This window comes from Microbulbifer maximicatervae (SeqCode) (assembly GCF_052467825.1).
Genome location: NZ_CP174327.1, coordinates 3912378 through 3935917 on the forward strand (window position 1 = coordinate 3912378; position 23540 = coordinate 3935917).

The 23540-nt window shown below is 45.8% G+C and carries 24 protein-coding genes and 2 pseudogenes; 14 read left to right on the forward strand and 12 right to left on the reverse strand.

The window, feature by feature from the left end; all coding sequences use genetic code 11:
- Position 1: 1 nt before the first annotated feature.
- Entirely contained in the window at positions 2–370 is a 369-nt protein-coding gene (locus ACJJII_RS17445) for a hypothetical protein (protein WP_444917101.1), read from the forward strand.
- A 68-nt stretch (positions 371–438) separates the two neighbouring features.
- On the opposite strand, the pseudogene ACJJII_RS17450 reads toward ACJJII_RS17445, so the two are convergent.
- Positions 439–1510, reverse strand: a pseudogene (locus tag ACJJII_RS17450) (IS256 family transposase); the annotation flags it as partial.
- Positions 1511–1573: 63 nt separating this feature from the next.
- Complete coding sequence (locus ACJJII_RS17455) at positions 1574–1762, reverse strand: hypothetical protein (RefSeq protein ID WP_444917102.1); 189 nt, start codon at positions 1760–1762, stop codon at positions 1574–1576.
- Between the two features lie 841 nt (positions 1763–2603).
- Here ACJJII_RS17455 and ACJJII_RS17460 point away from each other — a divergent pair.
- Together ACJJII_RS17460 and ACJJII_RS17465 are read left to right on the forward strand one after the other, a co-directional pair.
- Complete coding sequence (locus tag ACJJII_RS17460) at positions 2604–3164, forward strand: putative adhesin (RefSeq protein WP_444917103.1); 561 nt, start codon at positions 2604–2606, stop codon at positions 3162–3164.
- A gap of 38 nt (positions 3165–3202) precedes the next feature.
- On the forward strand, positions 3203–3400 hold the full coding sequence (locus ACJJII_RS17465; RefSeq protein WP_444917104.1) for a transposase family protein: 198 nt from the start codon (positions 3203–3205) through the stop codon (positions 3398–3400).
- Between the two features lie 301 nt (positions 3401–3701).
- Here ACJJII_RS17465 and ACJJII_RS17470 read toward each other — a convergent pair.
- Positions 3702–3858, reverse strand: a pseudogene (locus ACJJII_RS17470) (IS30-like element ISVsa7 family transposase); the annotation flags it as partial.
- A gap of 79 nt (positions 3859–3937) precedes the next feature.
- Between ACJJII_RS17470 and ACJJII_RS17475 the strand changes: the two are divergent.
- Both ACJJII_RS17475 and ACJJII_RS17480 read left to right on the forward strand, forming a co-directional pair.
- Positions 3938–4237 carry a hypothetical protein gene (locus ACJJII_RS17475; protein WP_444917105.1) on the forward strand — a complete coding sequence of 100 codons (300 nt, stop codon included), beginning with the start codon at positions 3938–3940 and terminating at the stop codon, positions 4235–4237.
- A gap of 432 nt (positions 4238–4669) precedes the next feature.
- Positions 4670–5422, forward strand: a complete 753-nt coding sequence (locus tag ACJJII_RS17480) for a class I SAM-dependent methyltransferase (protein ID WP_444917106.1) — start codon at positions 4670–4672, stop codon at positions 5420–5422.
- Positions 5423–5540: 118 nt separating this feature from the next.
- Here ACJJII_RS17480 and ACJJII_RS17485 read toward each other — a convergent pair whose 3' ends face one another.
- Positions 5541–6134 carry an FMN-dependent NADH-azoreductase gene (locus tag ACJJII_RS17485; protein WP_444917107.1) on the reverse strand — a complete coding sequence of 198 codons (594 nt, stop codon included), beginning with the start codon at positions 6132–6134 and terminating at the stop codon, positions 5541–5543.
- Positions 6135–6377: 243 nt separating this feature from the next.
- On the opposite strand from ACJJII_RS17485, the gene ACJJII_RS17490 reads away from it, so the two are divergent.
- Positions 6378–7169: a LysR family transcriptional regulator gene (locus ACJJII_RS17490; protein WP_444917108.1), complete on the forward strand. Its 792-nt coding sequence runs from the start codon at positions 6378–6380 to the stop codon at positions 7167–7169.
- 37 nt (positions 7170–7206) lie between these two features.
- Here ACJJII_RS17490 and ACJJII_RS17495 read toward each other — a convergent pair whose 3' ends face one another.
- Complete coding sequence (locus ACJJII_RS17495) at positions 7207–8088, reverse strand: putative selenate ABC transporter substrate-binding protein (RefSeq protein WP_444917109.1); 882 nt, start codon at positions 8086–8088, stop codon at positions 7207–7209.
- A gap of 372 nt (positions 8089–8460) precedes the next feature.
- On the opposite strand from ACJJII_RS17495, the gene ACJJII_RS17500 reads away from it, so the two are divergent.
- Positions 8461–9288 carry an alpha/beta hydrolase gene (locus ACJJII_RS17500; RefSeq protein ID WP_444917110.1) on the forward strand — a complete coding sequence of 276 codons (828 nt, stop codon included), beginning with the start codon at positions 8461–8463 and terminating at the stop codon, positions 9286–9288.
- 122 nt (positions 9289–9410) lie between these two features.
- Here the strand turns inward: ACJJII_RS17500 and ACJJII_RS17505 are convergent, their stop codons facing one another.
- Positions 9411–9830, reverse strand: coding sequence for a DUF1097 domain-containing protein (locus tag ACJJII_RS17505; protein ID WP_444917111.1), 420 nt, complete (start codon positions 9828–9830; stop codon positions 9411–9413).
- Between the two features lie 81 nt (positions 9831–9911).
- Positions 9912–10721 carry an SDR family oxidoreductase gene (locus tag ACJJII_RS17510; protein WP_444917112.1) on the reverse strand — a complete coding sequence of 270 codons (810 nt, stop codon included), beginning with the start codon at positions 10719–10721 and terminating at the stop codon, positions 9912–9914.
- A 58-nt stretch (positions 10722–10779) separates the two neighbouring features.
- On the opposite strand from ACJJII_RS17510, the gene ACJJII_RS17515 reads away from it, so the two are divergent.
- Entirely contained in the window at positions 10780–11670 is an 891-nt protein-coding gene (locus tag ACJJII_RS17515) for a LysR family transcriptional regulator (RefSeq protein WP_444913030.1), read from the forward strand.
- Positions 11671–12106: 436 nt separating this feature from the next.
- Positions 12107–13138, forward strand: coding sequence for a M12 family metallo-peptidase (locus ACJJII_RS17520; protein ID WP_444917113.1), 1032 nt, complete (start codon positions 12107–12109; stop codon positions 13136–13138).
- Between the two features lie 79 nt (positions 13139–13217).
- Here ACJJII_RS17520 and ACJJII_RS17525 read toward each other — a convergent pair whose 3' ends face one another.
- The gene (locus tag ACJJII_RS17525) at positions 13218–14063 is read right to left on the reverse strand and encodes a mechanosensitive ion channel family protein (RefSeq protein ID WP_444917114.1); all 846 of its coding nucleotides are present in this window, start codon (positions 14061–14063) and stop codon (positions 13218–13220) included.
- Positions 14064–14303: 240 nt separating this feature from the next.
- Positions 14304–15053: a flavodoxin family protein gene (locus tag ACJJII_RS17530; RefSeq protein ID WP_444913741.1), complete on the reverse strand. Its 750-nt coding sequence runs from the start codon at positions 15051–15053 to the stop codon at positions 14304–14306.
- 253 nt (positions 15054–15306) lie between these two features.
- Between ACJJII_RS17530 and ACJJII_RS17535 the strand changes: the two genes are divergently transcribed.
- The gene (locus ACJJII_RS17535; RefSeq protein ID WP_444917115.1) at positions 15307–15897 is read left to right on the forward strand and encodes a hypothetical protein; all 591 of its coding nucleotides are present in this window, start codon (positions 15307–15309) and stop codon (positions 15895–15897) included.
- A 299-nt stretch (positions 15898–16196) separates the two neighbouring features.
- On the forward strand, positions 16197–16877 hold the full coding sequence (locus ACJJII_RS17540; protein WP_444917116.1) for a GlcG/HbpS family heme-binding protein: 681 nt from the start codon (positions 16197–16199) through the stop codon (positions 16875–16877).
- 235 nt (positions 16878–17112) lie between these two features.
- Here ACJJII_RS17540 and ACJJII_RS17545 read toward each other — a convergent pair whose 3' ends face one another.
- Complete coding sequence (locus ACJJII_RS17545; protein WP_444917117.1) at positions 17113–17484, reverse strand: VOC family protein; 372 nt, start codon at positions 17482–17484, stop codon at positions 17113–17115.
- Between the two features lie 270 nt (positions 17485–17754).
- Between ACJJII_RS17545 and ACJJII_RS17550 the strand changes: the two genes are divergently transcribed.
- Positions 17755–18210, forward strand: coding sequence for a macro domain-containing protein (locus ACJJII_RS17550; protein WP_444917118.1), 456 nt, complete (start codon positions 17755–17757; stop codon positions 18208–18210).
- 80 nt (positions 18211–18290) lie between these two features.
- Here the strand turns inward: ACJJII_RS17550 and ACJJII_RS17555 are convergent, their stop codons facing one another.
- Positions 18291–19301 (reverse strand): tyrosine-type recombinase/integrase, encoded by a 1011-nt coding sequence (locus tag ACJJII_RS17555; protein WP_444917119.1) that lies wholly within the window; start codon positions 19299–19301, stop codon positions 18291–18293.
- Between the two features lie 192 nt (positions 19302–19493).
- Here ACJJII_RS17555 and ACJJII_RS17560 point away from each other — a divergent pair, with 192 nt between their 5' ends.
- Together ACJJII_RS17560 and ACJJII_RS17565 are read left to right on the forward strand one after the other, a co-directional pair.
- Positions 19494–20552, forward strand: coding sequence for a DNA-binding protein (locus tag ACJJII_RS17560; protein WP_444917120.1), 1059 nt, complete (start codon positions 19494–19496; stop codon positions 20550–20552).
- A gap of 261 nt (positions 20553–20813) precedes the next feature.
- Positions 20814–22511 (forward strand): BCCT family transporter, encoded by a 1698-nt coding sequence (locus ACJJII_RS17565; protein ID WP_444917121.1) that lies wholly within the window; start codon positions 20814–20816, stop codon positions 22509–22511.
- 32 nt (positions 22512–22543) lie between these two features.
- Here the strand turns inward: ACJJII_RS17565 and ACJJII_RS17570 are convergent, their stop codons facing one another.
- A complete protein-coding gene (locus ACJJII_RS17570; protein WP_444917122.1) occupies positions 22544–23449 on the reverse strand; it encodes a M15 family metallopeptidase in 906 nt (301 codons plus the stop codon).
- Positions 23450–23540 lie beyond the last annotated feature (91 nt).

Here is a 23540-nt window from a genome sequence, read left to right on the forward strand (position 1 = left end):
GATGGATTTAAAAGTTAAAGAAGGTCAAGTGTGGAAATATGATAATCGAGAGGGCGAGGAGAATTCGCGGGTTATCATATTAAAAATTGAAGAGTCTAAGGACGATTCAATGGTGGTACATGCTCAGATTTCAGGCATTAAAATTTATAACCCTAATAGTGGAGAGGTCATTGAGGAAATTACTCATATGCCGTTTTCAATTGAGGCACTAGGGGCGAGTTTAAATGAACTGATGGAGGAGTCTGAGATACCTGATTTTGAGGAGGGCTATGATTCGTGGAAGCGAGAATATGATAACGGTAAAGCGGGCGTGTTCACTATTTCTATAGGAGAGGCAGTCAAGTATATGGATGATGCGGTGAACAGCTAAATAATAGATTTGCTACCACATTTCAGCGACAAATGGAGGGTATTCAAAACTCTGTGTCAGCCATAGCCTCAGAGGCTGATGTATTTCTCCAAACGATCGGGGAAGTGGATCGTTAGCTGTGACAGCGTCAGATTCCAGTTTTGAATTGGGTGCGTCCGGCGCTCGGAGGCTTTTAGTATACCGGCGTACAGAAGCTTCAGTAAGCTATTCTCACTGGCGGAGCCTCCCTTGGTTTTGGCCAGCTTGTGGAATTGCCTGTGGATGGCTTCCACTGCATTTGTCGGCGGATAGATTCCGGGTAGTTAAAGTGGATAGAGAGAATTGTCCATTTACTGCCCCACGACTTGATTACCATTGGATATTTTCCTCCCCCACTTAGCTTCCAGCTCATCTAAAGCGTTCTCGGCAGCATAGAGCGTTTCCACTTTGTAGATGCACTTAATATCAGCTATTAAGGTCTTCTGATTTTTTGAAGCTACATACTTCAGCGAGTTGCGGATCTGGTGAATGATGCAGCGCTGGATCTCGGTATTTGGGCAGATGATCTCTATGGCCTCGGGAAAGCCCTGGATGCCATCAGGATATCTTTGACCCCACGGTTATGGAGGTCAGTTAGGACGTTCAGCCAATGGTGGGCGCCTTCTTCGTCGGATAAATAGAGTTCCAACAATTCCTTCTTGCATTCGATATTGAGACCAAGAATCGTGTAAATGGCCTTGCTAGCATAACGACCATTTTCCTTGATCATATAATGAAAAGCGTCGAGCTAGACGATTGGGTAAATAGCCTCCAGATCACACTCACATCAGGCTTTAAGCCCAGGCACAGCTTGTTTGTAACGGTGTTGTTGGTACCGTTGGAAAGCTCCATTCCACAGATATCGGCAATATATGTACGAATGTTCTGGTAGCTGTTACCCAAGGCAAACAGGGTAGTGATTTTGCGCTCCAGTTCGTCGGTAAGCTAGGCTTGATGCTTCTTAACGATTTGAGACTCAAAAGTACCAGCACGGTCCCGTGGCGTCTGCAGTTCGAAGCTACCGGCGGGACTTTTCATGGTTTTTGAGGTGTTACCATTCTTGCGGTTGGGCTTGTACCTGCTGGCGAGGTGCTCCTCCAATTCCGCCTGCATGGCCGCCTGGTTTGATCCCCGTGGTAGATCTTTCTCATTACCTTTAAAGCCAGATTCTGCGAACCTGTTTCGCTATCTAGCAATTTCATGGTCACTAAAGGGCAAGCGTTCAGTAATTTCTCTGTTCGATAAATCTTCATCGCCAAGCAATACAATTGACAGACGCTCTTTGATTCCCGCTGGAGTCTTACCACTGCGACAGAGACGTTGAAACTCTTTACGTTCCTCGTCTGTGAGGGCTATTGTTACGGGGGCGGACATTGTCTGTATACCAAAAGCAGCCAAATTATATTTAAATATATTGTTCGTTACACCACTACTAGTTAAGTAGAGACCGCTGATCAAACTACCTGAGAAACATCCTCCATACCTCGAAACAAGCATGCGCTTTGGCCCTTGCAAAACTATGGTCTTTCCAGCAAGTGCTCAGTGGAGGGTAAGGTGAAGGATGGTCCTTCTATCGTAACCTGATAGCAAAATCCATAAGGTAGCCTCAAAACATACTCAGTTATCAATAGGTTTCAGGCCTACTTTTCTACATTGTAGCTGGGGAAGGCAAGGCTCAATCAATTTATGAGGCAACTTACAGTTCTTAGTTAATTTGAGCGCAAGCCTGTTCACATTCTTAATTTTTTACATTCTGTGAATACAGGAAAGAAATTAATTCCAAGTGGTGAAGTGTCGTATGTTGGTGGAGGTTTTAGCAATTCTTGATGGCGGTATGGCCACTATTTCAATGAATAACCATAAAATCCATACTTATTTTGTGAGTTTTAATAGGTATATTTGTAGAGAGAAATCTACAGTATGACTTTAGTATTGCTCCTTTTTTTCCGATTTTGAAATGTGCACGGAAAATTCCTTAATTGATAAATTTAATGCTCTAATCCATATTATGAGATGTTTATCCTAATGTGTTTGTTATGTCAGGTGTGCATGATTATGTTGTTGTTCGGAAAGCAGGTTGGTGGCTATTAATAGCGGGCGAGGTGATGCCCTTACGGATCTTGCCGTTGATCTAAATTTATTAATCTGTAAATATTGAATGCAGCTAGACCCGGATAGGGAATTTTAAATAACCTTTTAATTGATAGAGATTGTTATGGAAACTCTTGAACTCGGAAACGTAATAATACATAGGAAAGATAACTCGACTGGGGGAGAGGCCATTCTTTATGCGCATGGTTCATTTGATAAAGGCTCCAAAACTGTGGCGCTGCCAAAAGACGTATCAATGTACTTTTACTCCTTTCATGGCTCTGCTTCTACTGATCATGCAGTCAAAAGTTTGACTAAAACGGGTAAGCCTGCCGACACGGATAACGAGAATGGTTTAGTCGAATTTAGCAAAGCTAAAACATTTCTGAGAATGGGATCTGGAAAAGTGATCTCTATTGCTGGCTGCGGTGCAGAGGTTCGCAACTATAATCTTTCGTATAACGAAAAAAGCCTTCCACATCTGGATAATATCAAAACCGCTTGGGAAGGTGGGCTTCATGCCCACGATCTGATTTTAGTGAAAGAGGGTGCCAACATTAAATTGGCTGATGTTTTCGAGGTTATCACTAAAAACAGCTTAAAATACACTAAGATACATTTCACTGCTTGTCGGTCACCTAGCCAAGGTAATGATTTTGACCAGCAGAAGCCGTACCCGTACTAACTTATAGAATTTCCGCTCATACCCTAATTCTATGGGGTATGAGTATTAATGGCGCTTTACCGAGGGCAGTCCCAAGCCTTTTACACTACTTTGGTGACATGGAAGATCCTAGGCTTGGTCGACGCAGGCAGCACGCCCGACCCGATATTTTACTTATCATGTTTTGCGGTGTCATCTGTGGTGCGAAAATCTGTAGAGATTTGTTGATTTCGCAGAGTCGAAGAAGGATTATCTAAAAAGCTTCACACCGCTAAATAACGGAACATCCTCAAAAAACACTTTTAACCGAGATGTTTCGTAAGCGATTAAGCAAGCCCACCTAAAACACCCACCAACTTTTCTCTACTCTCCTGTTTTTTAACGATCAGGAATTCTTAATGAGCACCCAGAGCGCTAGCTAGATTGCCGACATAAGTGACAGGCGCTTACCCACTAGAAATTCCAGCGGGCTCCAATAATTTAACATCATTCTAGGTTGGGCATTAATACGATACACTGCATCGTCAATTTACCTGTTCGGTAACTTGCTAATCTCTATCCCTTTCGGAAAAAACGCCTCAGCAGTCCATTGGTAATTTCGCTCAAACCACGCTCCCACGAGTGATACGGTTTGGCAATATATATTGCAGCCTAGTTTCCGCACGGTCGACTGATGCCCCGCGAATTCACCTCCGTTGTTGTAAGTTATGGTTCTACACACGGCCTGATAAGACTTTAGCATCTGTTTGATTGCACGGCCCACTGCCTTCTTACTCTTATTTGATATTCTGCGAGTGAGCAACTTAAAAATTGAAGAGTCTAAGGACGATTCAATGGTAGTGCATGTTCAGATTTCAGGTATAAAGATTAATAACCCTAATAGTGGAGAGGTCATTGAGGAAATTACTCATTTGCCGTTTTCAATTGAGGCACTAGGGTCAAGCATACCTGAACTGATGGGGGAGTGTGAGATACCTGATTATGAGGATGGCTATAATTCATGGAAGCGTGAATATATTAATGGCAATGCCGGAGTGTTCACTATTTCTATAGGAGAGGCAGTGGAGTATATGGATGATGCGGTGAACAGCTAAATAATAGTCTTTTTACTACATTTCAAAAACAAATATCCTTTTATGTGATAACCGTCTCAAACTTATAGCCCCTAATTAGAGTTGCAGGGGCTCAACGCATTGAATTATATCGAGAAGGCAACTCTATTCGTTTAGTAAAAGCTCACTATTTCTGATAGTTCAGTTGGCAAAATGCATATTGTGGAATCAAGTTGCAGCTAAACAGGATTGGGATCTCTGTAAGAAATACTTAACCTGAATAGAGCTGACTTGCCAAGGCCGTCAACATGCTTTGAGTTCCCTGAGGATGAAGTGGTACACCGGTACCCTATAAGTATTCGTTTTGGAAAGACATTTCTTGATACAATCGTCTCGTATTCGTGGTGAAATGGAATTGCTTATTTCAAATGGCCTTAGATTTGGAGTGAGTGAGGTAGTAGCGGGAGAATGTCGATGTTTATTGCTGACTCTGACAAAGAGTGGGAAAAGTTTGGCAAAGAAGATGCTTATTACGGTGTTCTAACCGAAGAAAAATTTAGGAAGGAAAACTTAACAGATAGCGCAAAGCAAGATTTCTTTAAAACGGGACAAAGCCATGTTCACAATATACTGACAAAAGTGAAACAACATGTAGATGATGGCTTTGTCGTCAAGAGGGCGCTTGATTTTGGCTGTGGAGTTGGAAGAGTAGCGATTCCTTTAGCGTATATTACTGAAGATGTTACAGGTGTTGACATATCTGATTCGATGCTTATGGAGGCTAAAAAAAATAGTCATGAGCAAGGCTTAAAGAATATTGAATTTGTGAAAGCTGATGAGAAGCTCTCTCTAGTTCAAAGGAAATTCAACTTCATCCACTCCTTTATAGTGTTTCAACATATCCCTGTTAAAAAAGGGCAAAGACTATTTAGTCTTCTGCTTGATAAGTTAGAATCGGGCGGGGTTTGCGTTGCCCATTTTTCATATGCCAAAACTTCAAAACTAAAAAGGTTGACTTCATTTTTGAGTAGTACTGTGCCTTTTTCAGGGAATATCCTTAACCTTCTTAAAGGCGAGCCTTTTATGGCTCCAAGAATGCAGATGAATAACTATGATTTAAATAAGTTGCTTTCCCAAATTCAAAGGGAGGCTATGTCACATTGCTATTTGGATTTTACAGATCATGGCGGTGCGCTTGGGGTAACATTCTATTTTAAGAAGCTCTAAATAAGATTTGATATATGTAAGATAGGTTAAGCAATAATCTGCCGGTTTTTTTTAATAGAGGGGGAGGATTAGTTTCCCCCTACAGGTACTCAAATAAGAGCTTGTTTATCTCCGTATCTCACACAAGTTCAGCAATACGCTTCTTCGCAGCTGCCAACGCCTTTTCTTTTGCTTCATCTCCCATTGCCAAGCCTTCAGCATAGACAAACTCCACATCAGTAATACCAATAAACCCCAAGAACTGTCGAAGGTAATTACTTTGGGGATGATCATCACCATAAACACCACCCCTTGAAATAAAAACGACGGCTTTTTTGTTCCTTAATAAGCCCTCAGGGCCGTTTTCGGTATATCGGAATGTTACCCCGGCACGTGCAATAAAGTCGAAGTAGGTGTGCAAATTAGACGGGACGTTGAAGTTATACATCGGGATACCTAGCACCAGCAGATCTGCCGATGATATCTCCTCTATCAACTTGTCCGAAAGTTCTGCAATTTCACTTTGCTTGTTTGAACGGCTATCAGCTGGCGTATTGTGGGCTTGAAAGTGCTCCAGGCTCAGATGAGGTACAGGCTCGGATACCAAGTCACGATGGATGATTTCATCTTGCGGGTTATTAGTCTTCCAGCTCGCTATGAAATTGTCCGCAAGTTGAGATGACTGACCGTTCTCTTGAAAGAGGCTGGACTTGATGTTGAGTACCTTTGCCATGACTGTTTCCTCGTAACTAACTTTGTATGACGCTATTGAAACATTCATTAAGTTGATTAAAAATTAGAATTATTTGTTTGTTTTTATCTAAAAATTCGATCATGAGCCAACAGTTGACACAATTATCAAACCCAAAGATCACTCTTGAGCAGTGGCGTTGCCTGATAGCGGTAGTTGAAGGGGGGGGGGTATGCAAAGGCCGCCGAGCTTCTGCACAAGAGTCAGTCGTCGGTAAGCTATTCGGTGCAGAAGTTGGAATCACTACTGGCTGTAGCGGTTTTCACTATTAGTGGGCGCAAGGCGATTCTGACTCCCGCAGGTGAGATGCTCTACCGTCACGCAAAGCAATTACTGGAGGATGCTTCTGCATTGGAGCAGGCCGCCAGCCGAGCCTCGGCTGGATGGGAGTCCCAGATTGCGATTTCCGTGGAGGTGCTATTCCCAATTTGGTTGTTGTTGGACTGCCTAGCGCTTTTTGGCGAAGAGAGCCCTCAGACTCGTATTGAAGTACATGAGATGGTGATTAGTGGTGCTTTGGAGGCTTTAAATGAAGGGCGGGTCGATTTTGCGATCAGTCCTAGAATCCCCCAGGGCTACAACGGTGAGTTACTGCCGGCTCCTGCCCGGCTTGTTCCCGTGGCGCACCCCAGCCATCCCCTACATAAGTTGGATCGCCCGTTGACAATGAAAGATCTCCGTAATCACCGGCATTTGGTGGTTCGGGATACTAACCCCCAGCGCGGAAGTAAAACGCTTACGGTTGACGTCGCTAAGCGATGGACGCTAAGCAGCATGTCTTCTTTGATCAGAGCCGCCTGTCAGGGGTACGGTTTTTCTTGGTTACCGGAAGATAAAATTCTTAATGAGCTTATTGAGGGAAGTCTAAAACTGTTGCCCCTTGAAGGAGGAGGTAAAAGAGAGGTCCCTATGTATCTGATCTTTCCTAACCGGGATGATATCGGCCCCGGCGCACTGAGATTGGCAACTATTATCAGGGAGCGTTTGCAGGATCTGTCTTCCCCGGAGAGTTCTTAAGTAAGAATCAGGTCGGTCGGCAGGGCCAACAGCTCGCTTACTCATTATTCAACAAGCCAATTTCGTGAGCGGTCTCGACGATTGGCTGGTACATTGAGTTGTCGGCTTTGATAAACCCTTTGCGGGGAAATGCGGCAAGTAGTTTAGGGTCCCGCATATTCAAAATCGCCTGCTGGACCTTGTCTAAGAAACCGTTGCCCCAGGTTTCATCGACATCCCCACGAATTGTCCAGTTGTAATCTGGATATCCTGGGGTTTTCCAGATTACTTGCACCTTGCTCTCATCCACTTTGCCGGCTTTCTTTTCGTTCTCCCACACTTTGTGATTCAGGGCGCCCACCTGATATTTCCCAGACTGCACTAGATCGAGGGTATTGGAGTGGTCGCCGGCAAAGCCTACACGGCTGAACACCTCGGCCGGGGGCTTGCCCAGTGCTTTTCTAATAAAATACTCCGGCATTAGCCGCCCAGAAGTGGAGTGCTCTGAACCAAAAGCAAAGGTCATACCCTCAATACCACGGGGGAACTCTTTTGAGGGAGTGAGCCCAGTACTTTTATTCGCAATAAAATAGGAGGTGAAATTTTGATCTCCTTCTCCCTGGGCAATGGCCTTGGCGCCAGGCTCCGCAATACGGGCCTGTACTCCAGTAAATCCGCCGAACCAGGCCAATTGAACTTTGTTATTTTTAAAGGCTTTAACCGTATCGCTGTAGGACTTCACCGGTAAGTACTTAACTTCAACCCTAAGCGTGTCGGACAAATACTGTGCAACTTTGCCAAAGCGTTTTTGTAAGCGCTCCGGGTCCTGGTCTGGAATGGCAGTGAAAACAAAAGGTTTTGGGTTTTCTTGAGATAATACGAAGGGTACGCCGCACAGAATTACGAGGCTTAGAATAGACACGGTTAAACGCTTTAACATTCTTTTGGTCCTCTGCGGATCTGTAGTTCAAAATTTGTAGGATAAAACTAAAAGTTTAACTATAGGCGTTATATATAGATCAGAATGTTTGGAAGAAACTGTATTTCTCTGTTTGGGCTAGCAAAATTGAGATGGCTTTCTACCATTTATCCGCAATATCTGAGTTGTTGAAATAATTGACACATATTTAGGCCTCTACAGGTGTTTATTATTATAGGGTCTCTTCCTTTGTAGGATGCTTTCTGTGCTAAATAGGCCCGCCACACAAGCCAGGGGAGTTACGGAGTTGTTTAGAGGCTCCTTAGACTCTAGAAAGAACCTTTAGTGTAAAATAGGCAGTTTATGCCAGCACTTGCGGAGTCGAAACATAGAATGAGTGAGTATGATGATCAGTTTAATCTGCGCAAGCGGCACCCATTTGGTAGAGTCCATCTGCTAATCAATGAGCTACAAAGCTATTTGGCCACGCAAACCCTGAGAAACTCACTGGATATCAGCTACGGAGATAGCCCCGGTGAAAAGGTTGATATATTCCCTGCTAAATCTCCTAATGCACCGGTTTTTGTGTTCATCCACGGCGGGTATTTCCGGGCGCTAGATAAAAAGCAATACCGGTACATTGCCAAGCCCTTTGTAGAGGCCGGGTGTACAGTTGCTTTGGTCAACTATGATTTGGCGCCCGCCGTCAGTGTTAAAGAAATTAATGAGCAAAATATAAAGGCATTCTTATGGATATATAAGAATATTGATCGCTGGAATGGCAACCCCAGTAATATAGTGGTCTGTGGTCACTCTGTTGGGGCCTTTCTTGTCGCTAAAATTTTAGAATTTGAGTGGACACCTGAAGTCCGCAGCTCTATTAGCGGCGCTATTATGTTAAGCGGGCTCTATGATTTAACAAAGATGAGGCAATCTTATCTCAATGAATCTCTGCGTTTATCAGAAGATGACGTTACTAATTTGAGTCCCATTTTTGGCGATATTAGATGTTTCACCAAAACGATTGTTGCAGTAGGTGATGATGAGACTGCGGAATTTATTGATCAGTCAAAAAGATACTGTGGGAAGCTACAGCAAACGACAAGCCCGTGCGAATATATACTTTTGAAAAATAAAAACCACTATACTGTATCGCGTATGTTAAGCAGTAGAAATAATGATCTAATGAATAAGATACTGGATATCTGCGGTGTGAATTGAGAGAGGGTATGACTTAGCGCTCAATTTATCTAGTTTTGAATATATGTTGGGATTAGTTCTAATCAGGGAGCCTCTTAAGGCCCTCAGGGATAATGCTGAATTATGCCGAGACTCCCTGACTATCAACTAGCTTTAGTTTCTCCAGCAAGAGATTGTAGGTAGGAGCAGCAATAGCCAGCGATTAACCCTAAAAACCAGGCAATGATATTACCTACAAGTGGCAGTCCTCTTAGCGATACCACCACAAATGCAACGGAGAAAACTGTAACTACAAAGGCAATGCCGCCTACCACTGGCTGCAAAAGGGTATTGACTATAGCTGCTGTCATTCCCATCAATATCCCTAGAGCAATACAAACCCCGCTGGAGATTGCACTTGAGGCAGAATTTGGTTGGGTAAAAAAAGCAACCCATCCAACAAACATGGCCCAGGGAGGAAGTTCTAGCATATAGCAAGTAAATGCTGCTGCACTGGCTACGGTCGCAGCGATAAGGGTGTCCCTGATGTATTTACCCCATAGTACCGGTGATTGAGCGGTCATTGGCTTTTTAGTCCTAAATCATCCCAGCTCGCATAACGCTTAGCTGAGGAATGTTAAATAGAAGGGTGATTGCTTGTGAGGCTAGACAAGTCCACCATTGGCTCGTATGACCTGTCCATTGATCCAGCCACCTTGCTCACTGACTAAAAAGGCAATGGTATTTGCAATATCTTCAGGCCTGCCCAAGCGCTCAAGTGGCGACATTTTGGCAAGAGTATTCACCATTTCATCGGTCTTCCCCGACAGGAATAGCTCGGTAGCGGTGGGCCCTGGGGCGACGGCATTCACAGTGATATCTCTCCCCCGCATTTCCTTGGCGACTACCTGGGTCAGAGCTTCAACAGCTGCTTTGGTCGCCGCATATACGCTGTAATTCGGCATACACAAGTCGACGACACTCGAGGATAAGTTGATAATGCGGCCGCCTTCTTGAAGCCTTGCGGTGGCTTCACGCATGACATTGAAGGTGCCCTTAAGGTTTACAGCTACCTGACGATCGAAATCATCTTCTTCACATTCTGCCAGAGGGGCTAGCTTCATAATGCCCGCATTATTGATGACACTATTGATTCCGCCAAAAGTGACTTCTGCCGAGTTGAATAGGCGCGAAACCGCCTGTTGATCACTGATATCGGCTTGGGCAGTAACCGCCTTGCCACCCTCGGTTTCAATGCGGTTTACCAACTTTTCGGCAGCTGAAATATTACTTTCAAAGTTCACCAGAATGGTAAAGCCATCCTTTGCCAGGCGAGAGGCGATCGCCGCGCCTATGCCACGGGAAGCTCCTGTTACCAGTGCCACTTTCTCCATAATGATCTCCGTAGTGATTACTGGAGCCGCCCTTGCAGCTCCCTGATTTGGCTGTATTTCCATACTATTCGTGTTATTCATGTAGATAATCCGGCTAAAATGGAATCTATTGTTCCAAATAAACAAACAATAGGGCGATATGGATAAGCTGGATGCGATGCGCTTGTACGTGCGGATTGTGGAGCGGGGCAGTTTTACAGCCGCTTCTACTGATCTTGGGATTCCGAGGTCGACATCGACTCAGGTGATCAACCGGCTAGAGAAGCGGCTGGGAGTCAGGTTGTTGCAGCGATCGACTCGCAAGGTAAGGGCAACACTGGATGGGGAACTGTATTATCAGCGCTGTATTTCAATACTTGCGGACGTAGAGGAAGCAGAAGGGGCATTTACAGGTTTATTGCCAGGCGGTGAGGTGCGGGTAGACGTACAAGGGACTATTGCCCGTCATTTTGTTATGCCGCAACTCCCCCAATTTTTTGCCCAGTATCCTGACATTTCTTTGGTAATGAGTGAGGGGGATCGATGGGTGGACTTAGTCCAAGAAGGGGTCGACTGTGCTATTCGCTATGGACACTTGGCGGATAGTGAGCTGATTGCCAGGCGTTTAATCATGCTGGAACGGCTTACATGCGCATCGCCGCAATACCTGGAACACTACGGCCACCCAAGCTCTTTGGAACAACTGAATGGTCACCGTGTTGTAGCGCTGCGCTCTATAACGACTGGGAAGTCTACGCCGCTCTCTTTTTGTCTTGGCGATAGGGTAGAGACGTTGCAAGTTCCGGCGCAATTGACGGTAACTGGGACAGAGAGTTACTTGGATGGCGTTAAGCGGGGGCTCGGATTAGCTCAATTTCCAAAGTTTCATGTAGAAAAAGAATTGGATGCTGGAAATTTAGTTGAAATATTGCCCAATTTTCGCCCGCCCAGCGAGCCGGTATCGGTTGTGTTCACCCAGAATCGCTTTTTATCTCCCAGGGTTAGAGCATTTATTGAGTGGTTAAGTAAAATATTTTCAGTTTCCATTTAAAGGATTGTGATTAAGCTTTCATTTGAATTTAATTTTCCAAAAAGTTATCTGCTCTTCAGATAGTAACTTGTCAAAAATTTGCGAAGTTAAATTATTGGTAGGCGTAAGAATATTTTTTTAGTTAAGAATCATATAGAGTAGCCGCGCACTGTGGATTTCAATAAATATTTCTATTCAGTATTTTAAAGGCTGCATTAATAGATTTATTTTTATCTTTAGTGCGGATCTTTCTAAATTGATTTTCCGAGAAGCGGATACAGGGAGTATGTCTGTGAAAAGCTTTAAAATTCTTGCGCCTTTCGTGTTGCTATTTTCTACATTTGGCGCTTATTCAGAAGAAAATGTGAATGTTGTTTTTGAATCTTCCATGAGTGAAAGTAGATCAAATATAATCTCACATAAAACTAAAAAAAGTTTAAATAATAAGATTTTTAGCTTGAAGCCCGGTAGTACCCTTGAGGTTCCCAGTGAGCTCGGCAAGCAACGGTTTACCTTGCAAAATATTCGCTCAACAAAAAATAGGGCTTCACTATCTGCATTTTCTGAGGATGGAAAAGGGTTTATCACCTTAGCCGAGAACAACGGTAGAATTGTTGGCTCAATACAATCTGAAGGTAGGCTCTACAAAGTGAGACCTGCCGGAAAAGGCGCGGTTACAATCGCTGAGGTTCCAGACAATTCACTTGTCGACCATGATAGTAACTACTTCGAAGAGATGGATTTTACTTCCAAGGTTGGCGCGCTAAACACAACCTCAGGAATTGCGACTACTGACTCTGGTGGAAAAATAACCGTTATAGTTGCTTATACCGATGCCTTTGAGGCAGACGCCGGTGATGTACCCGCCTACATGGATTTATTGGAAGAGGAAACCAATGTTTCATTTGCCAATAGTGAAGTCAATACCTCGGTAGAAATTGTTCACTCTTATAGAACCAGCTATGCAGAAAGCGGTAGCTTCTATGTGGACCGCGAGTACTTTTCGAATGACGCATATCCAGAAACTAAAGAACTATACGAACTTAGAGACTTGTATAGTGCAGATGTAATGATTGTTTTAACCGGCAATGATTTGTACAGCGGATCATGTGGATTAGCTAAGACGATCTACGCATCGGAATCAACAGCCTTTGCTTTCGCAAGGGAAGGGTGCGCAACGGGGTACTTCAGCTTTGCCCATGAAATTGGCCACCTAATGGGAGCCCGACATATTATCTACAGTGATTCGAATATGGAGCCGTTTGAATATGGCCACGGCTACTGCAATACCACCCCTTCAACTTGGAGGAGTGTGATGGCCTACAATTGCCCGTCGGATCGAGGCGGCCCCAGAATTCAGCAGTGGTCCAACCCGGATATCACAATAGATGGAGACCCTACAGGCACCTCCAACCTAGAGGATAATGCGCGGGTTATCCGTGAGCGCGCCTGGGAGGTTGCGAACTTCCGGGTCGATGGGGAAAGTTAACGGCAAATTCATACAAGAGCCGCTAGTTAGGCAGAACTGCTAGCGGCTTCAATCGGCGATACCTTTTAATACGACTGCGTTAAGCTTTAGACCCCACGTCCTTGGTCTTCTCGAACCAAAAGTTATAGAAGTCTTCAGTCACCAACTGTTCGATATTGGTGGCTTCCTCTCGGGGGCAAAATACGGTTACCGTGGTTACATCGTGGCCGAGCTCATTGGTCGTGATACAGACTTTGGCATCCGGTCCCGAGAGCTCAACGCCCATGCGGTTCTCAATCAGGTTGCAGTAGCGTTCGGCAACTTCACGGAAGGACTCGCAGTGTTCTTTAAGTCGCTCAGAGATAAACTTCTTGGCTTCAAATGGATTCATTCCTTTGCTTTCTCGGGTAATCGAAAAGGTGTGCTCGATATACCGGCGCATAAAGTTCAGGTTCTTTACCGGTTGGGTAAAGAAGGCATTGTTAGGGATGTACAGAGTTGTTCCTGTATAGCCATTGCCCAAACCGTGCGGATCGATTTCTAAAAGGGTGGTGCTTAGCCAGTCACTATCGGTGACTTCACCAAATTGATTGCCGACTTTGATCCAGTCTCCCACAGTAAACGAGCGCATGTTTGCCTGGTACAAGCCACCAACGAGGCACTGCACACCCTCTCTCAATGCCAGCACAATTGCCACAGAGAAAGCGGCAATGGATAGGGCAAAGTCCCGGAGTTCGCTTACCCAAATTGCTATCAGGCCAACTACCAATAACAAGTTGCCAAGGTTATGTATGGTATTGATACGGCGGCGCTTATCCGCTTTTTGCCAACTACTTCGTGCTATTACTAGCGTGAGCAGGCCACGTAATAACATCACTACTGAGATCAGGCATATGGTGATAAATAATTTGCTATCCAGGATATGCGCTAAGAACTCTGGTTTCATTCGGGACAGGGACCTCACAGGAATTACTGGACCACCAATTCATATGGCAACGCCTAGCATCCCTTTATGGAGAAAGGAGTGCTATGCCGGGCAGGTGGGTGTTAATGGGAGCAAAGAAGGCGGGAATTTATCCCTGGTGCTACATCTTGTAAATAGGATTTTGTAAATACGGATAGACTTGGCCAAACAGCAACAACTTTAGGCTGCTTAGCTCTATAAAGTTAAAAATGCAGGATGTTTCTATCGATAATCAGGGTTAGGGAAGTCGGGCTTACAGCCGGCATCCCAGGCAGAGCGCTGATTACCGTGGGCGGGAATGCCCCCAGCATCTTTTATCATTCGCGCCATATGCATCAGGTTCCAGGTCATAAAAGTGGTGTTGCGATTGGTAAAGTCGTTTTGCGGACCACCGGAACCAGGGTCAAGATACGAGGGGCCGGGGCCCGCTTCTCCCACCCATGCCGCATCTGCCTGGGGAGGGATAACATAGCCAAGGTGTTGCAGAGAGTAGAGAATATTCATGGCACAGTGCTTTGCGCCATCTTCGTTGCCGGTGATAAGGCAGCCGCCCACCCGACCGTAGTACGCGTACTGGCCTTTAGAGTTCAGGTCAGCTGAGTTCGCATAGAGCCTTTCTATAGTTTGGGTGCAGATAGAGGATTTCTCTCCCAACCAGATCGGCGTGGTTATAACCAGGATATCTGCGTCTTCAACCCGGCGATAGAGCAGTGGCCACTCATCAGTGTCCCAGCCATGCTCCGTCATATCCGGGTAAACACCAAAAGCGATATCGTGATCAACAGGGCGTAAAACCTCAACTGAGACTTTGTTGCGCTCCATGATTTCCCTGGATATGCGAATTAGACCGTCTGTATGGGAGAGTTCAGGCGTAGGCTTTAGAGTGCAGTTGAGGAATAGCGCCTTGAGGTCGGAGAAGTCCGACGCACTAGACTTGCAGTCTTCAATTTGCTTTTGATTTAACGTCGTCATTTTGGGCCTCCTTGCCACCACTTAGATAATAGCCTGAGTTCTAATCCCGTGATTTCAAAGAGGATCCGTTGAACTTTACCTAAATAGATCTGCGACACGGTGTTAGTCCATATAACTTACGGGTATCAGGCTTCGACTTATCCATCCAGGGTCCGCTGGGGGTCATTACTATTGGCGTGATTCGGCTTGCCCCGGGATTATCTAACCGTAAAGCTGCGCCTATATTTGACTGACTACCACCTTGGAGGTCACCATGAAAATAATCAATCAGCTATTACTCCTGTTGTCCTCAGTACTTCTGACTCTTGTTGCCACTCACGCCAATGCCCAATCGGAAGCTAAAGATTCCTTGGAAGGAGTCTGGTGTGCAATTGAAGGTGAGTCGTTTATTTTTTACGAGCACAGTCCAGACGCCTTTACCTTAGAAAAGGAGCAGATTTGCCGAACTTATAAAGTTCTCAAGCAAACAGGGGTGGGTGGTGGTGGTCGCTATCTTGAGGTAACGAAGAAGCCGGATGTTAAACACCAACTAACTGCAGTTGAAGAGAAGGTGAATGAGACCACTATAGCTAAGGATATCGGTATCTTTGCCTATATGAAGAGTGGCAATAGAATTCAAGTGGTAGCTGTTGATGTGTCCGATGAGAGCGTTACAAATTTGACCCTCGATGGCAGTGGCACTATGCGAGGTTTTATCGAGGAGGTTACTGCTGACAGCACCGCTAAGAAGGGTCATGAAGCTCATGTTGGTGTGTTGTTCTTTCGGAGGACTTCCTCGTCAATACCCGAGACCTTTGATCAGGACTGGGAATCAATCTTCAATGAGACCCATATCAAGCAATAAGTGCTTGGGCCTAATGATACTGCCGGGGATGCGATGTCATTACCACAACTAAACAATTCAGCAAATTAGCTAAAGATCGTAATTCTATTAAGGCGGTATCGTCGATACCTTTGCGAAAGGCGACCTGGTGCGATTTTTCATGCCTACTCTAGCCAACCATTAAAGACATTTATTAGGAGTGTTAAAAATATAGCTAAAACCCAAGGGCATAATTGATTCTATATTAATCTAACCTAGTATTATCAACGGCCCATCACTCTCAGCAAGAAATGAAGATATAGATTATGCAGGTTAATTCAATGGAGTTACCAAAATATTCCGAACTTAAGGCGGTGCTAAAAGATGTCGTAAAAGAACAGAATGGCGGTTTTAGCTTAAATATGTGGGCAACGGTAGTTGATAGAGATGGAATAGTTAGAGCTGTTGTATTTTCCGGCGAAGATAGAGGCGACCAATGGCCCGGTAGCCGCGTCATTTCAGCGCAAAAAGCAAATACAGCAAATGCTTTCAGTCTGCCAGGCCTACCCTTATCGACAGCAAACCTTTTTACAGCTGTTCAGCCTGGTGGAAGTTTGTATGGTTTACAGCATAGCAATCCAGTTGATACCAATGTTGCTTATAGCGGGCTACCCAATGATATTGGTACAGAACACGACCCAATGATTGGTAAGAAAATTGGAGGCGTTAATGTTTTTGGTGGTGGTTTAGCGCTGTACAAAGACGACGGCAAGCTTCTTGGAGCAGTTGGGGTAAGTGGTGATAGTTCATGTGCGGACCATAATATTGCGTGGAAAGTTCGTCATATGCTCAAGATGGACTACATACCTGAAGGGGTGAGTCCTAGCAAGGACGATAACATCGTCAATGACATTGTGGGTGGTGTTAGCGCTGGTGGTTGGGGGCACCCTGCCTGCTCGCCTGAAGCAAGTGACATTGCCAAAAAACTACCTAAGACACATCCGACTAGATCTAAAAAATAAATTACTTTAGAGCAATTCAGGTAATGAACTGACTTGGCTCTCCATATGTACTTAAGTTGATCGGCTAGTCGCCGATATCTACTAGTGTAAACTGATGAAAAAATCTAGCTGCAAGGGTGATAAATAGGCTACCGATCCAATCAATACTAATAAACAAGAGCCTCTTATATTGCGGCTGTAAACGGGAGATAAGATGGTGGCGACGCCTATAGGCGCCGCAAACGGGTAGGGGGATCTATTTATTAGTCGTACTATTAGTGAACTCCCGAAGCTGAATATGATTGCCTTCAGGGTCAGCTACATTGCAGGCTTTGAATATTGGATTTGACCACTCTCCGCCAAGGGATTTGCCACCTAACTCTATTGCTTGGTGCCGTGCCTTTGTAAGGCTTTGTACTGCTATAAATACTTTGACTGTATTAAAATTTTCCTCGGAAAGTTCAATAGGGGGAGTATGCACAACAATATTGAAACCCTCTCCGCCCAAACTAACCAGTTCGTTTGTTTTATGAAGTACAGACAAGCTGAACATATTTATATAGAATTTTGACAATTCATTGATATCATTTGCGTATACAACGACACCAAATTTTGCGGGTCCGCTCATATTTCCTCTTTACTCATACTTAAATTCTTCGTAGCGATAACTTCTATGTTAAGTTATCAATAGTTATTTTTAGCAACAACAAATTGGGTAAGGCTTTTCAGTGTGCCTTAGCGCAGAGCAGCTTGGTGCATATTATATTGATCTAGTGTCAATTAGTTGAGAGTTGTTAATCAATCAAGAAAGTTGAAACTGCGCTAGAGCGTTTGCCTTTCGTTCCACTGTATACGCGTTGAAGACTGCCAAGGCGTTTTGGATTTCTGGAGTTCGAGAATGAATGTAGTAGAAGGTGATTTGATCAAAATGGCACTTGAGGGCCATTTTGATGTAATTGTTAATGGGTGTAATTGCCAGTGCCAAATGGGAAAGGGGATAGCCTTAACTATCAAGAAGCTTTTCCCTGAAGCCTTCGCAGCAGACTTGGGTACAGAAAAAGGCTCACGACTTAAACTGGGCACCTATTCAAGTGCTTACATATCACAGTTAGAGGCCAGCTTTACGGTCGTCAATGCTTACACTCAGTTTCACTGGAGAGGTAAGGGGGTAATGGCGGACTATGAGGCTATACGCAGTGTATTCACCAAAGTTAAGAAAGATTTTCCGGGGAAGAGGATTGGGTATCCTCTAATAGGTGCGGGGCTTGCCGGTGGAGATTGGGAGGTAATTTCCAGCATCATAGAAAATGAACTTGAAGGCGAAAATCACACACTTGTTAAGTTTGTGCCGTAACAAGCCCCCAGGCTGATTACTTCCGCACATATACTGCCCGCCTGAAAGGCGGGACTTGCCAGTAGGCCAATAGCAGCTTCTTAAGAGAGTAGTTCCGACATCTTCTTCATCAAGATAGCTGAGGCATTGTCGGTAAACTGTTGCCCCTCCTCAATATACTCCCAGACAGTGGCATCACTCTTCCAGCCACCTTGCTTCTTGATCAGCTCAAAGCCAACTTTTTCTCGCGCAGCGGAAGTAGACAGGCCTCGGCGAAAGCTGTGGCTGCTGAGTTCGGCAACAAAATCAAAACCGCAGGCCTCCCCGAGATTTTTCAGTAGATCGTTGATAGCTGTGGGGTTTAACTGTCGACTTTGCACCGTATCCCAGCGATTGACCGACCGAAATACTGGCCCAGTTCTAATGCCACTAACGTCTAGCCAGGACTTAAGTGCTCGTGCGGGGCAGATTTCAGGGGGCCCGTAGGGAAGGGCGCGCATCATTCCTTGACCACTTTGATCCGTTTTTGATTTGGGCAGGCGAATGATCAAGCCTTCCTCCTCCCATATCAGGTCTTCTACCTGGATCGCCACCAACTCACTACGCCGGAAGGCACCGAAGAAACCTACCAGCACCAACGCCAAGTCACGGGCCTTCTTCTTGGAATCAGGCTGAGAGCGCAACTGTCGGGTAAGGGTGGCAATGTTTTCGAGGCTCAGCGCCTTGGCTTTTTGCTTGGGCTTACCGTGGGTGCGGCGAATACCGCTCATGGTTTTCTGTACCAGCGGTTCAGTAACTGGGTTGGCGATGCCTTGATAAAGGTGCCACTGGCCTATGGCGGTTAAGTGCAAATCCAGGGTGCGTGGGTTCAATTGCTCGGCCCGACTCAATAGATAGCTAACCAGTGAATGGCTATCGGTGGGGAGTCGGCCTCCCCATTTCTCGAACTGGCGAATGGCAGACCGATAGGCTTTGCGAGTGCTGTCTGAAGTCGCTGCTCGCAGGTACTTCTGAATGTCATCCTCAGTCAGAAGTACTCCAGCCCCGTTAGATGTACTGCTGAGCGGGGATTGAGGTTGGATTTTGGTTGAGGTTAGAGGCTGTTTTCTCATGAATTTTGTGTCACCTGAAAAGCACCATTTGTACTGAGAGTACGTTAAATGGGGGCTTCCTTACTTTTATAACCTTCGATAAGAATCATTATCGAAGGTTAGCTGGGTTAATTCAAGAATTGGTTTATTTTTATATATTATGTATTATTACGTAATACGTAATTTGGTACAAAATAATCTGAGGAAAGATTAATGGCGCGCACAGGGGTCACCTATCTGGATATTTTTGAAGCAGCAAAAGCGATTAAGGCCCGGGGCGAGGAGCCGACAGTTGATAGGGTGCGCGCTCATCTGGGGACTGGGAGTAAAAGTACAATTGCGCCGCTTCTAAAGCGGTGGAAAAGCGAGAGTTCCAGCAGCACTGATGTCAGCGGCTTGCCTAAAGATTTGGTGGAGGCACTGAAAGGACTTCATCAGCGTATCCAGGGCGATGCGGACCGAAGAGTGGAGCAGGTTCAGCAGGAATTTGAAGCGAAAGAGCTGGAGATAACAGAGAGGCTAAACGAAGCTCAAGAGACCAGTAGCAAGCAAGCCGCTTTGATTCGCGAGCTGGAGCAGAAGCTTTCAGCTTCTGAAGGTGAGAAGCGCCGCCTCAAAGTTACCCTGGGTGAAACTCAGTCAGAACTGGAAAAAAGTGAGTTTCAATTGGAGCAGGCCTCGGTTCGAGCTGAGGAGCAGAAGGCCTCAATTGAAGAGATGAAGCAGGAGAATCGCGATGTGCGCGAACACTTTGAGCACTTCCAGCAACGAACAGCTACAGACCGGCAGCACGAGCGAGATCAGTTTCGATCTTCCAGTGAGCAACTTAAGGGGCAGGTGGCCTCACTGACGGAGCAATTTGGGTTGGCGGAACAGAGGATTTCTGAGCAGGATCTCCTGTATAAACAGGGGCAGGCATTAATTACTGAACTCAATCGGGAAAAGCAGGAGTTGCGTGAAAATATAGGCGCCGCTCAAGCCGAAGCGGCAAACTACAAGCGGCAGGCTGAAGAGCAGGCGGCAAGCGCTGAGCTCCAATCTTCTGAAATTACACGATTACAGGATGAGGTTGCCCGCCTCCAGAGCAGCGGTGTAGGGCAAGCTAAGGAGATTCAGCTTCAGCAAGTATCTTTGGAAAGGCTGGATGCTGAACTGGGTGCTACAAAAGACCGGATAGAGACCTTGTCAGACGAGAATCGTATCCTTCTACAGGAGAAGGCAATGCTGCAAGGGCAGTTTGCCCAACTGGAAAAATCTTTGGGTAAGCAGTAGTTCAGAACCCGGCAGGTTGGGGTCGTCGTCAGTTGATAGCCCCAGTTCAATTGGTTGTCGCATCTAAACAGATGTGACAACTGTCAAATTGAAATACTTTGACTAGCTGGTACTATTAAAGATAAGTAAGAGCAAATTTAGCTGTAGTTGATCTACCTATCCTTATATAAGTCCTACTCACTAACACCGCATAATAAAGTTCCTTATATAAAGTCCCCCTTGCTTTTATTTGCCGCGGTTCATAAGGCATTTGGGAGGCAAGTGTTGTCCAATCATTTCAGAGAAATCATCGATAAACCCACGTTTTTTGGTTCGCTGGCGCTGTTGTTGGCAGTGACAATTCCACTGGTGCTGTTCCCCGAAGTTGGTGCTGCCTGGGTTTTAGCCGCTAAAGGTTTCGTCACTGACAAGCTAGGGGTTTTCTATCTGGCATTGGGTGTCGGGGCAATCCTCTTTATGGTCTATATCGTGTTTAGCGATATCGGCCAGATCAAGCTGGGGACGCCTGAAGAGGACCCAGAGTTCTCCACGATATCCTGGGCGTCAATGCTTTTTTGTGCGGGTATCGGTGCTTCGATTCTCTACTGGTCTATGGTTGAGTGGATCTACTACTACCAGACTCCGCCGTTCCAGGTTGAAGGAGGCACTCCCGAGGCTGCACGCTGGGCTGTTGCCTACGGTATTTTCCACTGGGGTCCGCTGGCATGGTCCATCTACCTGATTCCCGCTTTGCCGATCGCTTACTTCTACTACGTTCGAAACCATAGCGTGCTGAAAATTAGTGAGGCGCTGATGCCCGTTTTGGGGGAGCAGCGCGCCCAGGGCGGACTCGGCAAGCTGATCGACGTGCTGTTTATCTTTGGTATGTTGGGCGGCGGTGCTACGACCTTGGGGATTGCTGCGCCGCTGATTACCCAGGGGGCCCATGAACTACTAGGTGTACCCACTGGGCTGGCAACCCAGGTTGTGGTGCTGATGATATGCACAGTAATCTTCGGCTATAGCGCTTTTGTTGGACTGAAGAAAGGTATCCGCGCACTTTCCAACCTGAATATGTGGCTGTCTATTTTGCTGCTTCTGTTTGTTTTCCTGGTTGGTCCCACTTTATTTATGTTGAATACAGGCCTGGATGCCTTGGGCCGTGTCTTGGATAACATCTTCCATATGGCTGCCTGGACTGAGCCGTTTGCAGAGTTTGAACAGTTTCCAGACACCCATTTTCCTCAAGACTGGACCATCTTTTACTGGGCATGGTGGTTGGTTTTTGCTCCGAGTGTCGGCTTATTTATTGCGCGTATCTCACGGGGGAGGACCATTAAGACCATGGTGGTTGGCTCCATTTTCTACGGCACCTTGGGCTGTTTCCTGTTCTTTATGGTGTTGGGGAATTACGGCGTTTACTTGCAGTTCTCTGGTGAGTTGGATGTGGTGCAAGTGCTAAATGAGCAGGGCGCTACCGCCGCGATTTTCGCTACACTCAAAACCCTCCCCGGCAGTAAACTGGTGATTCTGGTGTATACCGTGCTCGCCCTGATCTTTACTGCGACTACATTCGATTCCATCTCATACATTCTTGCTGCCGTTGTGCAAAAAGAGGTCGATGAAGAGCCAGCGCGATGGAATCGCCTGTTCTGGGCATTTGCGCTTTCGCTGATGCCGATAACACTCCTGTTTTTGGGCGGCCTGGACACACTGCAAACTGCCAGCGTGATTGGTGGAGTGCCGCTTTTGGTTGTCGCATTGTTGCTGTGCATATCGATTGTGAAAGCTGCTCACTATGACTTGCGCTACCAGCCGAGCTACGAAGAGAAGGAAATCTATATTGAAGAGTTCCCAGAGGATGATCCCTGGACGGAAGAGGGCAACTGGGACGTTCCAACCCAATCGGAACACGGTGTCTCCCACGATGACAAACCCCATATAGAGGGCGATCCGGGAAGCCATCCCTCTCGACTATAACAGTTGGTTCGGCAGGAGGAGGGCAACCGTGCTCACTCCTGCTCACTATCAAATTCTGATACGGTCTTCTCGACACAATGTTTCCTGAGGTGAGCAACACTTTTTATAGTGTTGTTCTCTTCAAAACAATGATTCAACTGCTGGCTATATCGGTCAAATAGTTGTTTTGCTCTTTCCTTTGGCAAAGTTACAAGGCGGTTAATGAATTGACGGGAACCAACCTGGAAGTGCATATAATCAATCGGGACATTCCAGTCTCCACCCCAGACAGCGAAGCCATGCCTTACAAAGATTGTGGTTACATCTTCAGACATCCCCATACGGGTTGGCTTTCCCGGGCGAAACTTTGCCCGGTTTAAATATCCTTCTGTTGCATCCTTAGGGATTACTTTGGCTCGGGTGTGTTTATCAATATACAGGTAGGGATTTTGTAGGGGGTTAATATCAATAGCAACACCATAAGCGTGCTCAGACCATCTGCTTCCGCCAGTAATAGGCCGGGAATCAAAAGCCAGTGTGTTGTTTCGATCATCTGCCATTCGCTCTTGCAGAGTAAAATATTCAACAGGAATGGCTGACTGTATTGGAAAGCTAGATCGGTAGATCTCGCCAAATAGAGACAGGACGTTCTCGGCAACGATATCAAGTACAACAACAGCGCCTCTGCGGTATAGATCAGCTTCGATGCCAACATTATCCTGAGCAGGGGGATCTAAGAGAGGCGTATAGTTGAAGACGACTCTCTTCAGCCTTTCACAGCCAATAGGGGAGTTGTTCCGAAGAACCTGCCGGAGCTTCATCAGCTCACAGTCTTCTTGGGAAATGTCGTAAATCCCTATCTTTGGTTCAGGTTCAAAATCATTAACACTCCTATCCTTGTCCTTGGTGCATGCAAATAGCGCCAGGCCCGCGATGGCGGCGATAGCCTTCTTATACATATCGCTTCTCGGTATTCCTTTGGGAAAGCCCCGTTTCAAATAGTATTTGAGTATGCACATCCTGTTCACACTTGAATTGCATTTGGCCTGT